Origin of the sequence: Sporosarcina sp. FSL K6-5500, assembly GCF_038005665.1 — a bacterium.
GTDB classification, from domain to species: Bacteria; Bacillota; Bacilli; order Bacillales_A; family Planococcaceae; genus Sporosarcina; species Sporosarcina psychrophila.
Genome location: NZ_JBBOTP010000001.1, coordinates 637,785 through 651,360 on the forward strand (window position 1 = coordinate 637,785; position 13,576 = coordinate 651,360).

The 13,576-nt window shown below is 43.4% G+C and carries 10 protein-coding genes and 1 other annotated feature; all 10 genes read right to left on the bottom strand.

Going from position 1 to position 13,576, the window contains the following annotated elements:
- Positions 1–18: 18 nt before the first annotated feature.
- The 10 genes from leuD to MKX62_RS02915 all read right to left on the bottom strand — a co-directional run bounded on the left by leuD (position 19) and on the right by MKX62_RS02915 (position 13,569).
- Positions 19–609 (bottom strand): 3-isopropylmalate dehydratase small subunit, encoded by a 591-nt coding sequence (leuD, locus tag MKX62_RS02870; RefSeq protein WP_187045683.1) that lies wholly within the window; start codon positions 607–609, stop codon positions 19–21.
- 19 nt (positions 610–628) lie between these two features.
- Positions 629–2,038: a 3-isopropylmalate dehydratase large subunit gene (gene leuC, locus MKX62_RS02875; protein WP_067212325.1), complete on the bottom strand. Its 1,410-nt coding sequence runs from the start codon at positions 2,036–2,038 to the stop codon at positions 629–631.
- Positions 2,039–2,073: 35 nt separating this feature from the next.
- The gene (leuB, locus tag MKX62_RS02880; protein WP_067212328.1) at positions 2,074–3,174 is read right to left on the bottom strand and encodes a 3-isopropylmalate dehydrogenase; all 1,101 of its coding nucleotides are present in this window, start codon (positions 3,172–3,174) and stop codon (positions 2,074–2,076) included.
- 204 nt (positions 3,175–3,378) lie between these two features.
- Complete coding sequence (locus MKX62_RS02885; protein ID WP_340740635.1) at positions 3,379–4,920, bottom strand: 2-isopropylmalate synthase; 1,542 nt, start codon at positions 4,918–4,920, stop codon at positions 3,379–3,381.
- On the bottom strand, positions 4,907–5,941 hold the full coding sequence (gene ilvC / locus MKX62_RS02890; RefSeq protein ID WP_067212335.1) for a ketol-acid reductoisomerase: 1,035 nt from the start codon (positions 5,939–5,941) through the stop codon (positions 4,907–4,909). Before ilvC ends, MKX62_RS02885 begins: the two co-directional genes overlap by 14 nt.
- Before the next feature lie 138 nt (positions 5,942–6,079).
- Complete coding sequence (ilvN, locus tag MKX62_RS02895) at positions 6,080–6,595, bottom strand: acetolactate synthase small subunit (protein ID WP_067212339.1); 516 nt, start codon at positions 6,593–6,595, stop codon at positions 6,080–6,082.
- Positions 6,592–8,319: an acetolactate synthase large subunit gene (ilvB, locus tag MKX62_RS02900; RefSeq protein WP_255428716.1), complete on the bottom strand. Its 1,728-nt coding sequence runs from the start codon at positions 8,317–8,319 to the stop codon at positions 6,592–6,594. Before ilvB ends, ilvN begins: the two co-directional genes overlap by 4 nt.
- A gap of 131 nt (positions 8,320–8,450) precedes the next feature.
- Positions 8,451–8,693 (bottom strand) — a binding site (T-box leader).
- 3 nt (positions 8,694–8,696) lie between these two features.
- Positions 8,697–10,364: a dihydroxy-acid dehydratase gene (gene ilvD / locus MKX62_RS02905; RefSeq protein WP_067214050.1), complete on the bottom strand. Its 1,668-nt coding sequence runs from the start codon at positions 10,362–10,364 to the stop codon at positions 8,697–8,699.
- Positions 10,365–11,816: 1,452 nt separating this feature from the next.
- Positions 11,817–12,587 (bottom strand): ABC transporter ATP-binding protein, encoded by a 771-nt coding sequence (locus tag MKX62_RS02910; RefSeq protein ID WP_067212347.1) that lies wholly within the window; start codon positions 12,585–12,587, stop codon positions 11,817–11,819.
- Positions 12,577–13,569 (bottom strand): FecCD family ABC transporter permease, encoded by a 993-nt coding sequence (locus MKX62_RS02915; RefSeq protein WP_340740636.1) that lies wholly within the window; start codon positions 13,567–13,569, stop codon positions 12,577–12,579. The genes MKX62_RS02910 and MKX62_RS02915 overlap by 11 nt, the downstream gene beginning before the upstream one ends.
- Between the last annotated feature and the right edge of the window lie 7 nt (positions 13,570–13,576).

The following is a 13,576-nucleotide window of genomic DNA, read 5'->3' on the forward strand; positions in this document are numbered from 1 at the left end:
TCCCTTTTAAGTTAATGTTTACGCGTTTTGATGTTGTTTTTCATAGTTAGAAATTTGTTCTTCATATTGGAAAGTCAAGGATATTTCATCCCAACCATTTAATAACATTTCTTTATAGTACGGGTCGATATCAAACGAATAGGACTTGCCATCCTGCCCTGTCACCGACTGTTTAACAAGATTAACTTCTACTGAGTAAGGATCTTTTTGCCCATTTGCCAACAACTCTTCTACTTCCGACATTGTTAATTTAATTGGAAGCAAACCGTTTTTCATACAGTTATTATAGAAGATATCCGCATAGCTTGGCGCGATGACGACATTGAATCCATAGTCTAAAATCGACCACGGTGCATGTTCACGAGAGGAGCCGCACCCAAAGTTTTCTTGAGCAACGAGGATTTTAGATCCTTTGAACCGCTCATCATTCAGTACGAAATCTTGAACTTCGCTTCCATCAGCATTATGTCGCCAGTGATAAAACAAATATTTTCCAAACCCTGTTCGCTCAATTCGTTTCAAGAACTCTTTCGAAATAATCTGGTCGGTATCGACGTTTTTACGATCGAGCGGCGTTATGACGCTAACAACTTCATTAATCGGTTCCATCTAATCATCCTTTCCTCAATTATGAATGAACAGCTTCCAATTCCCGTACATCTATAAAATGGCCTGCAATTGCTGAAGCTGCTGCCATGGCCGGACTTACAAGATGTGTCCGTGCCCCTGCCCCTTGTCGTCCTTCGAAATTTCGATTAGATGTTGAAGCGCACCGTTCACCTACAGGAACTACATCATCATTCATTGCTAGGCACATACTGCAACCCGATTCCCGCCACTCGAATCCAGCTTCAAGAAATACCGAATCTAATCCTTCATCCTCTGCTTGTTTTTTAACAGTGCGTGAACCAGGAACGACAATCGCTGTGACAGATGGATGGACTTTCTTCCCTGCAATCACTTTTGCCGCTGCACGTAAATCACTCAATCTTGCATTTGTGCATGAACCAATGAAGACATGCTGGATATCAATCGACTTCAGCGGAGCACCTTCTTCAAGCCCCATATACGTTAGTGCTTGTTTCAATGCGTCTTTATCCGATTCTGATTCAAAATCTTTCGCATAGGGAACGTTCGCTGAAATACCAGAACCCATTGAAGGGTTTGTTCCCCAAGTCACAAATGGTTCGATTTCATCTGCATTCATTTCAAGAATCGTATCATAGGCTGCACCTTCATCTGTTGCAAGCGATAGCCAGTGTGCAGCTGCCGCTTCAAATTCTTGACCTTCGGGAACATATTTGCGTCCTTTTAAGTAAGCAACAGTTGTTTCATCTGGGCTGATTAAACCAGCTTTCGCCCCTGCTTCAATGGACATATTACAAACGGTCATCCGTTCTTCCATCGTCAAATCACGGATTGCTTCACCCGTAAATTCAACAATATGACCTGTGCCCATATCAATTCCGAATTTGGCGATAATTGCTAAAATGACATCTTTTGCGGTAACACCGAATCCAAGTTTACCGTTAATGCGGATTTCCATTGTTTTCGGTTTTGATTGCCACAATGTTTGTGTCGAAAGGACATGCTCGACTTCACTAGTTCCGATGCCAAATGCAATTGCTCCGAACGCCCCGTGTGTGGATGTATGGCTATCGCCGCAGACAATTGTTTTACCAGGCTGTGTTAGTCCAAGTTCTGGCCCGATTATATGGACAATTCCTTGATCTGGATGGTCCATATTTGCAAGTGGGATTTCAAATTCATCACAATTTGTTTGTAATGTGTTTATTTGTTTCCGAGCAATTGGATCTTTAATTTCATCACGGTTTCGTGTCGGAACGTTATGATCCATCGTTGCAAAACAGAGATCGGGTCTGCGCACGGTACGATTCGCAAGTCGCAGCCCTTCAAACGCCTGCGGAGAAGTCACTTCATGTAGTAAATGAAGATCGATATAGAGCAAATCAGGCTTCCCTTGTTCTTCGTAGACGATATGCTGATTCCAGATTTTCTCGATGATATTTTTCGCCATATGGCAGCCCTTCCTCTCTGATCAATTGAATATGGTTAAACGTATGAAAACATAATGCTATTCGAGACGAATTGTGTATCAAGTTCGTCAATGACTTTGTCCGTCCATTCTTTTGTCGATAAAACCCGTTTACCCGGTTCTACAAGATCGGCTGTGAAGAAACCGTCTTCGAACACTGTGTTAACTGCTTCTTCAATCGCTGATGCTTCCGTGTCTAGGTTGAATGAATACTTCAACATCATTGCAACGGATAGAATCGCTGCAGCTGGATTTGCTAAACCAAGTCCTGCAATTTCGGGCGCGGAACCGTGGACTGGTTCGTATAATCCAAAACCATCCGAACGGATACTTGCTGACGGAAGTACGCCAAGTGACCCTGTGATTACAGATGCCTCATCACTTAGAATGTCTCCAAACATATTTTCCGTTACGACAACGTCAAATGCTGCCGGATTTGTAATCAATTTCATAGCAGTGGAATCGACTAACATATGCTCCACTTCAATATCTGGATATGCTTTCTTCTTTTCTTCAACAACTTCACGCCATAGCTTACTCGTTTCAAGTACATTTGCTTTATCAACAGAAGCTACTTTCCCTCTACGTAAGCGAGCAATTTCAAACGCTTTAACAACAATACGTTCAATCTCTTCGCGTGTATAAACGAGTGAATCCACTGCGGCATCTGCCGTCCGACGACTTGGTTCTCCGAAATACAGACCACCTGTCAATTCCCTGACGATCATCATATCTACATCTTTTGCCACTTCTTCTTTTAGAGGAGATGCATGGAGTAAGGATGGTACAGCTTTCACAGGCCGAAGATTAGCAAACAAGTCGAAATGTTTCCGAATCGCAAGTAGTCCTTTTTCCGGTCTCAACGCTGATGGATTTTGGTCCCATTTCGGACCCCCTACAGCACCGAGAAGTACCGCGTCACTCGCTTCACATAGTGCTACCGTTTCATCTGGAAGTGGATTTTGATGTTTGTCAATTGCAACGCCGCCAATTACTCCGTACTCTACATGGAAGGTGTGGCTAAAACGTCTTGCAATCACTTCAAGTACCTTCACTGCTGCTTCAGTCACTTCTGGGCCGATTCCATCACCTGGTAATACTGCTACTTTCTTCTCCATAGAACTTCTCCTCCTTATTGTTTTTGAATCTATTTATGCTCACTATATTAAGTTGAAATAAAAATTCCATTGACTTCGCTTCGACGCTGGGGATGCCTCCCGCCATAAGCCAAGCAGCTTCGCCACTAGTCTTATTGCTTCGGCTACCCCTTTAAGGCGCCTTCGCTTAGTTTGTATAGGTATTTATTTGTTCAATGTAACTGGTTAAATCACAGTTACTTTTGTTTTTGATTGCTTTTTGACCAATTGTCTGTTGATGGCATTAAAATATGCTTTGGCAGATGCACCCAATACGTCCTGTGCGACATCGCGTCCAATAGATACTTCACCGTTAATACTTAGATTAACTACCGCTTCGCCGAGTGCATCGCGTCCTTTGCCAATCGATGTTACACGGTAATCTAGAATGTGAACTTCGCCTTCAACAAGCAGTTCTAGTGTATTGAAAATGGCTTCAACTGATCCCGAACCTGTTGCTGTCGCAGTGACCGTTTCCCCGTCCGGATTAACAGCCGTGACGGTTGCAGATGGAACATTCGCAGTTGCATACTGAACTTGAACATCTTTAAATTTATAAACAGGTACATCATTATTTTGAATTTGTTGATCTGTAAATAATACAAATAGATCATCTTCTGTAATTTCTTTTTTACGGTCTGCAAGTTTCTTAAATTCAATAAACGCTTCATTTAACTTCTCGGCACTAAGTTCGAAGCCCATTGAAATAGCACGGTCACTAAATGCATGTCTGCCAGAGTGTTTACCTAGCGCAAGCGGTTCAGTTTTATCTCCAATTAATTCAGGAGTAATGATTTCATATGTTTGTCGATTTTTCAGGTAGCCATCCTGGTGAATTCCTGACTCATGCGCGAATGCATTCTTACCAACAATTGCTTTGTTTGGCTGAATGACAACGCCGGTCAATTGGCTGACGAGCTGGCTTGTGCGTTTAATTTCATGTAAATTAATACCTGTTTCCAATCCGTAATAGTCTTTGCGGATATGGAGTGCAACAGCAATTTCTTCAAGCGCAGCATTTCCTGCCCGCTCACCAATACCATTGATTGTACCTTCGACTTGGTCCGCACCATTTTCAATCGCTGCAATTGAGTTGGCTACAGCAAAGCCTAAGTCATCATGACAATGTGCAGAAAGCTTCACTTTATCGATACCGGTCACGTTTTCTTTCAAAAACTTGAATAATGCACCGTATTCTTGAGGTGTTGCATAGCCGACCGTATCAGGAATGTTAATAACTGATGCGCCAGCTGCAATTACTTGATTGATGATGCGTACTAAGTACTCCCGATCTGAACGGAATGCATCTTCCGCAGACCATTGAACTTGCGGGAAGAACTTGCGGGCATATTTTACAGCTTCTACTGCAATTTCGACGACCTGGTCAGGTGTTTTCTGAAGCTTATATTCCATATGGATAGGTGAAGTTGCTAAAAACACATGTAGATGAGGTTGTTCCGCACCGCGAAGTGCTTCCCAAGATGTTTCGATATCGCTTTTCATTGCGCGGGCAAGACCAGTTACCGTCGACTTTTTCACTATATTTGCAATACGTTGCACTGCTTCAAAATCACCGGGGGATGAAGCAGGAAACCCTGCTTCGATGATTGTTGCCCCGAATTTTTCAAGCTGTCGTGCAATTTCTAATTTCTCCGCTGTATTTAGGTTAATACCTGCAGATTGTTCACCGTCCCGAAGTGTTGTGTCAAATATGTCAATTTTTCGCACTACCCACCACTTCTTCCTCTTTTGATTTCGCACCTTCGTTGACGAAAGGCATCATTGCGCGAAGCTTTTTGCCAACTACTTCAATTTCATGTTGTGCTTCTGTTTCTTCAAATCGATTGAAGTTCGGACGCCCATTTTCATTTTCTGCAATCCATTCTCTCGCAAATTTACCTGATTGAATGTCTGTTAGTACATCTTTCATACGCGCTTTTGTATCCGCGTCAACAATACGAGGTCCTGAAACGAAATCTCCCCACTCAGCTGTGTCTGAGATTGAGTAGCGCATGCCTGCCATTCCGCCTTCATACATAAGATCGACAATCAGTTTTGTTTCGTGCAATGTTTCGAAGTAAGCAAGTTCTGGTTGGTAACCTGCTTCTACTAGTGTTTCAAAACCTGCTTTAACAAGTGAAGTCAACCCGCCACATAGTACCGCTTGTTCACCGAATAGATCTGTTTCAGTTTCTTCTTTGAACGTCGTTTCAAGTACGCCGCCACGTGCTGATCCAATCGCTTTTGCATACGCAAGAGCTACGTCTTTCGCTTGGCCTGAAACGTCTTGATACACTGCGAACAATGCTGGAACACCTGCGCCTGCTTCGAATGTTCTACGAACGAGATGTCCAGGTCCTTTTGGTGCAACTAGGAATACGTCAACATCAGCAGGTGGAACGATTTGACCGAAGTGAACGTTGAATCCGTGTGCGAAAACAAGTGATTTACCTGCTTTAAGTGCCGGTTCGATTTCTTCGTCATAGACTTGTTTTTGTCTTTCATCCGGAAGTAGAATCATGATAACGTCCGCTTTTTCAGCAGCTTCACGCACAGTCAATACGTTTAGTCCGTCTTGTTTTGCCTGATCAAATGATTTACCTGGGCGAACACCCACAACAACATTAAATCCAGAATCGTTTAGGTTTTGCGCATGTGCATGACCTTGTGATCCGTACCCGATGATTGCTACTAGTTTATCTTTCAAAAGTCCTTCGTTGATATCTTGGTTATAATACATTTTAGCCATAATTGTTTTCCTCCTAATAGTTGGTTTTTTTTAGTTTGTATAATGCTGTCTAGATATGTTGTAATAAAGAATTTCATTGAATCCGCTACGGCGCTAGGGGATGCCTCTCGCCCTTGAAAGGCGCCTTCACTGTTTTTCTTACTTTAATATAGATAACTGAGGTAATTGGACTTTCTGTGTTTCACGAACAAATGCCGTAGCGCCTGTTCTTGTCAATTCTTTAATGCCATAAGGTCTGAGCAAATCGATAAACGCCTCGATCTTTTCCGGATTTCCAATCACTTGGTACGTGACGACATTTTTTCCAGTGTCGATAACCGTTGCCCTGAATGGTTCGATGATGCTGTTCATTTCACTTCTAACATGCGGAGGTGAAATGACTTTTACTAGAGCTAGCTCACGCATAACGATTGCTTTATCCGTTATGTCATTAACTTTAAGAACATCAATTTGTTTTTGCAGCTGTTTGACGAGCTGTTCAATTTTCCGTTCGTCTTCTACATTGACGATGAACGTCATTTTCGATCTGCCTGCTATTTCGGTGTGACCAACTGTGATACTTTCGATATTGAACTGCCTTTTCATCAGCAAGCCGGTCACCCTATTGAGCACGCCACTTTGGTTGATAACAGTTACCGTAATAACTCGTTTCATAGTTTACTCACCCCGATCATTTCATGTAGTCCTCTACCTGGTGCAACCATCGGATAGACGTTTTCCAGTTGTTTCACACGGCAGTCGATGAGAACGGGTTCATCAGATAACAGTGCTTCTTGGAATACCGCTTCCGCTTCTTCCAATGTGTCAATCCGATAGCCTTTAATGTCATACGCCTCTGCTAATTTCACAAAGTTTGGCTGAACCGGCATCAATGATTGTGAGTAACGCTTTTCGTAAAACGTCTCTTGCCATTGACGAACCATTCCCAGACAGCCATTGTTGAGAATGATAATTTTCACAGGAATGCGCATTTCTTGTAACAGCGACAGCTCTTGCGCCGTCATTTGGAATCCAGCGTCTCCTACAATTGCAATGACACGCGCATCCGGCTTGGCGATTTGTGCACCAATTGCCGCTGGGAACCCAAAGCCCATTGTGCCAAGTCCGCCTGAGGTTACCCAATGATCTGGATTATTCAGTGAATAGTACTGAGCCGTCCACATCTGATGCTGTCCTACATCCGTTGTGACGATTGCATCGCCTTTCGTAATACGATGAATGATTTCAAGCGCTTGTTGCGGAAGAATTGTTCCTTCATCATCGTTGTCATACCACAGTGGAAACTTCTTGGCGGATTCTTTTAAGTATGTCAGCCAAGTCTCTGTTTCTGGTGACTTGAATTGTTGTTTCAGCAACGCTTGTAATGCTTCTTTGGCGTCTGCCACGATTGGGATTTCTGTCGGTACATTTTTGCCGATCTCAGCAGGATCGATATCGATGTGGATAATTTTCGCGTTTGGTGCGAATGATGCCAGATTGCCTGTCAGTCTGTCGTCGAAACGCGCGCCGATATTGACAAGTACATCACACTCACTAATGGCCATATTGGATGTAACTGTTCCATGCATACCAGCCATTCCTAGGAATAGTTCATGATCTCCACGGATACTGCCAAGGCCAAGTAGTGTATTTGTTACGGGAATCTGATGTTTCTCCACGAGTTCTTTCAATTCATCCATCGCCTGCGCATGCAAGATACCTGCACCTGCTAGAATAAGTGGTTTTTTCGCTTGTGAAATGGCTTCTGCTGCTTTTTGTATTTGTAAATAGTTCGGAGTCGTTGTCGGCTGATAACCTGGTAAATCTACTTCCGCGTCCAAGTCTCCAGTTGGAATGAAGAGCCCCGTTGCAATATTTTTAGGAATATCAACGAGTACCGGTCCTGGGCGTCCTGTTGATGCAATGTGGAATGCCTCTTTGATAATTCTTGGGAAGTCAGATACATCATTCACTTGGTAGTTATGCTTTGTGATTGGCTGCGTGATCCCAATAATATCCGCTTCTTGGAACGCATCAGTACCAATGACTGTATTCGCAACTTGCCCAGTGAAAATAACAAGTGGCAGTGAATCCATCATTGCATCCGTAATTCCAGTTACCAAGTTTGTCGCGCCAGGCCCAGATGTCGCAATGACGACGCCAGGTTTTCCTGAAACACGAGCATATCCTTCAGCCGCATGAATTGCGCCTTGTTCGTGACGTGCAAGTATGTGGGAAATAGGGTTTTGATACAATGCATCATAAATCGGTAGTACAGCTCCTCCAGGATAACCGAAAATAACTTCGACACCTTGATCCTTCAAAGCTTGAATGAGTACAGCAGACCCATCTTTCGGTTGTTTGGTCTGTTGTGGCTCTTGCACAGTCTCTGGCGCCATTTCCTCTACTGCTTGCTTCGTTTGAACTTCAGCATTCATCTATAAACTCCTCCTTACTTCTACTTTTGAATAATCAATCTTCTTGTCGAAAAAAAAAGCCTTTTCATCCCACGCAAAGAACTTCTCCTTTACATAGGGATGAAAAAACTTTTCATGGTACCACCCTTGTTCGCAGCAATCTAGCCGCCTCATGAATAGACTAGGTCTATTCTTTATATAACGAGCGCCGATTTCTCTACGCCCGGGATTGCCTACTATAATTTCAGCAATCCACTCCGGGGTGATGTCGCAACTAGTTGTATTACCGGCTTCCAGCATTACCGGCTCTCTGTGAATACAGGTTCTAATTACTTTTGCCCCATCATTGATTTTCACTATTAAATTTTCATAACTCCGCCTGTACTTGCAGATGTGACAAGCGCTGAATATCTAGCTAGATAGCCTTTTTTAATTTTAGGTTCGAATGGTTTTAAGTGTGCTCTTCGTTTTTCTAGTTCTTCATCGGAAACTTCAAGTTCAATTGTCCGATTTGTTAAATCGATTGAGATGATATCACCATTTTCGACTAGTGCGATAGGTCCGCCTTCAGCCGCTTCAGGTGAAATGTGGCCAATCGAGATACCACGAGATGCCCCTGAGAAACGTCCGTCTGTAATGAGTGCTACCTTCGTTGCCAGCCCACGTCCTGCAATTGCTGCAGTAGGTGCGAGCATTTCTGGCATTCCCGGTCCACCTTTCGGACCTTCGTAACGAATAACAACAACATCACCCGCTTTTACTGTTCCGTTGTCGATTCCTTCTTGTGTATCTTCCTGAGATTCAAACACAATGGCTTTTCCTCGGAACTCTGTAATCGATGGGTCAACGGCTCCTACTTTGATGACGCCGCCGTCCGGTGCAATATTACCGAATAGAACGGACAAGCCACCTACAGGACTGTATGCATTATCGTGACGTCGAATGACTTCATCATTGAGAATATGAGAATCTTTTACGTTTTCATAAAGCGATTTACCAGTAATCGTCATCCGGTTTGGACTGACGGCTCCTTCGATTTCACAGAGCTCTTTAATAATTGCACTGACACCGCCAGCAAGATGAACATCATGCATTGTGTAGTCAGAAGATGGACTAATTTTGGATAAATAAGGAATACGTTCAGCAACTTTGTTGATATCACGAACATCGTATTCGATTTCTGCTTCGTGTGCGATTGCCAGTGTATGGAGGACTGTGTTTGTAGAACCGCCCATTGCCATATCAAGTGCAAATGCATCATCGATTGTTTCTTTCGTTATAATGTCACGCGGTTTAACATCTTCTTTCACCATGCGAACAAGATGTTCCGCTGCTTCTTTAATGAGTCTATGTCTTTCATCCGAAGTGGCAACGATCGTTCCGTTACCCGGAACTGTCACTCCCAGCATTTCCATTAACGAGTTCATGGAATTCGCTGTGAACATTCCTGAACAAGATCCGCATGTAGGACATGCACTCTGTTCAATGTCTAGCAGCTCTTCAGCTGTCATCGTACCTTGTTTGTAAGCTCCAACACCCTCGAATACCGAAACGAGTGATAAAGGCTTACCAGTCGATGATACACCGCCTTCCATCGGTCCGCCTGAGACGAATACGGATGGAACGTTCGTGCGAACTGCTGCCATCAACATGCCTGGCGTAATTTTGTCGCAGTTTGGAATGTAGAATACGCCGTCGAACCAGTGAGCGTTGATAACCGTTTCTGCAGAGTCTGCGATGAGTTCACGGCTTGGTAATGAATAACGCATACCAATATGTCCCATTGCAATCCCATCATCAACACCGATTGTGTTGAACTCGAACGGGATACCGCCTGCTTCACGAATCGCCTCTTTGACGACTTCCGCGAATTTATTCAAATGCATATGACCTGGAATAATATCAATATATGAGTTACATACACCGATGAAAGGTTTGTGCATATCTTTCATTCTAACGCCCGTTGCGTACAGCAGACTTCTATGCGGTGCACGGTCTACACCTTTTTTAATCATGTCACTTCTCATTGGTTTTTCCATTGTACTCACCCCTAATCAAATCACTTACATGTTTACATCTGTTTATCTAGTTGTCTAGGTTATGTAGTTTGTGAATTGAATCACGAACTGAATTGGATTGATGTCATCATATCTTGGATACCCACTGGAGTCAACAGTGTTTTTAAAATTGTTAGCCAATTATGAATAGTAGATTTAAATGTATCCGCTTACACGTCAGTTATACAGCGATATATCACATATAGCACATTTTAAAAACTTTTAAATTTATTTTTCATGAATTCAATTTTCAATGATTTTTTCAGATATGAGTACTTTTCTAAAAGCTTAAAAAGCACAATCGCCTGCTCAGCACGATGAGGTTGTTCATTAGTGAAAGAGTTGTGATTCGGAGTGTGGATTGTAGATCGCTTGGCGCTTTGGGGATGCCTCTCGCCATGAGCCTGGATTGGCGCTTTGCATCCAGTCTCACGGCTTCGGCTACCCCTTTGCCGCGCCTGCGCTGGAGTGTTCCATTATTGATAGGGTTGAGATTCGGAGTATAGATTTTATATCGCTTGGCGCTCTGGGGATGCCTCTCGCCATGAGCCTGGATTGGCGCTTCGCATCCAGTCTCATGGCTTCGGCTACCCCTTTGCCGCGCCTGCGCTGGAGTTTTCATTATTGAAAGTGATTTTGAGATGTATAGACTTAGATTATAATGTGATTACTATCTTGATACTAATCTCATTGAAGAAAGACGTACTACAGACTGCAGGTCTTATCTCCGACAATGAAATACACTTTCTAACATAGATTTATCCAGCGCATGCGCGTCTTCGTGGTAGCCGGAGTGATAAGACTGAAAGCGATCTCCTTTCTGGCTTATCGCGGGAGGCATCCACAAAGCGCAGAAGCGGTATTAGCAGGATTTCTGATTCTACACACTATATTGGATTATTTATTACTGGCATCCGTAATGATAGATAACGAAATGTGCTTTTTAACATAGTCCATCCAGCGAAGGCGCGACTTCGTGGTAGCCGGAGCGATAAGACCGAAAGTGGTCTCCTTTCTGGCTTATCGCGGGAGGCATCCACAAAGCGCAGAAGCGATATTAGCAGGATTTCTGATTCGTTCCAGATATTGCGACTGTTGTTAAATGCATTCGCATGTTTGAAGCAATCCGTATTTCTAGATGTCATACCGATACCGAAATGCACTTTCTACATAGACCATCCAGCGAAGGCGCGACTTCGTGGTAGCCGGAGCGATAAGACTGAAAGTGGTCTTCTTTCTGGCTTATAGCGGGAGGCATCCACAAAGCGCAGAAGCGATATTAGCGGGATCCCCCATTTTCACCATATATTGAGACTTTTTCAACGGCCCAGGGGCTAGCGGCTGGAGTCTAGACAATAAAAAACCACTCCAGAGGCGTTTACTGGAGTGGCTACTTATGAGGACGACAGTCACCTACGTGAGTCAAATCCCTATTGGAATGATGTACATACCTGTTTCTTTATCGTTTTTCACAACAACATCAACCCCGTAAATTTCTTTTACAGTTTGAACGGTGATAACTTCACTAGGTGTACCTTTGGCAACGATTTTTCCATCTTTCATCGCAATAATGATGTCACTATAACGTATCGCCTGATTAATATCGTGTAAAACCATGACGATTGACATACCATGTGTGCGATTTAAACCCTTGATCAGTTCCAACAATTCATACTGGTAATAAATATCAAGATAAGTCGTCGGTTCATCTAATAGCAGGAAGGGTGTTTTTTGCGCTAGCGCCATCGCAATCCAAACGCGCTGCATTTGACCTCCAGACAATTCGTCAATTGGTACTGTTCGCTTATCTGTCAGATTGGTACACGCGAGCGCCCACTCAATTGCCTGTTGGTCGTCATCTGTCGCTGAAGTGAACAAACTCTTATATGGAATCCGGCCATAACCCGTTAGTTTTTCGACGGTCATATCGGATGGGGCATTATTTTGCTGATGCACAACGGCTAATTTTTTCGCCAGTTCCTTCGGTTTAAAATCAGAGAGTGCTTTGCCCTCTAATAGAACTTGTCCACTTTGCGGATGATTATTATTGGCCATCACGCTAAGTAGTGTCGATTTCCCACAACCATTTGGCCCGATAATCGTCGTCACTTTCCCACTATCAATCGTACTGTTGACGCCATGCAACGTATTTACTTTTTTATCGTAGGAGAAAGTAATAGCCTTAATGTCCATAAATACGATCACTCTTTCTCAGCAAGAATATGAGGAAAGGTCCCCCGATGACAGCCATAATGATAGATGCCGGGATTTCATTGGGTGCTATAATCGTTCGGCCTAACGTATCCGCCGTTAAGATCAGCAAGGCCCCTGCCAGTGCTGAAAACGGAATTAGCACTTTGTGGTCCGTTCCCACCAATGACCGTCCAATATGAGGTATAAGCAAGCCGACAAATGCAAATAGACCTGCAACTGCAGTTGCAACTGAAGCAAGCAGAACAGCCACTAACGAAATCACTAATCTCGCTAGATTTACATTAACCCCTAAATTTTTCGCAGTCTTATCATCTAACGCCAAGTAATTGCACCACGAATAAACGACAAACGCCAACACGAGGCCAATCGTTCCATATAAAATGAGTACATCGACATCACTCCACTTTTTCATCGTAAGCGTCGAGGTCATCACTTGACTCATCGATTGTGTAAGTGCACTTCCGCTAAAACCAAGTCCTTGGCTCAGCCCTGTGAATAAGGCATTCACCGCTATTCCGATTAAAATCATGCGCAGTGGATCAAGCCCGGATCTCCAGGACAGTGAGTACACGAGGAAAAATGCCAAAGCTCCACCCAAGAAAGCAAAAAGGGGAACGAAAAAGTACAGTGTTGGAAAAAAAGCGACAACAACTATGGACATAAACCCGGCACCCGCAGAAACACCAATTATTCCTGGGTCTGCTAATGGGTTACGCATTACTGCTTGCAATAGTACACCCGCCACGGATAAAGCTGCTCCTGCAAATAGAGCGATTAGAATTCGTGGAAGCCGCAAATCCTTAATGATAGCAACCTGATCATTTGTCCCCGTTATTAGTCCATGAATCAGTTCGTACGGCGTGACTTTAATACTTCCCATTAGTGCAGATTGAATGCTAACTAGTATGAGTAGAATAATGACGCTGATAAAACTGAGCGCCTTTTTATTTTTCCGTAACATTATTATC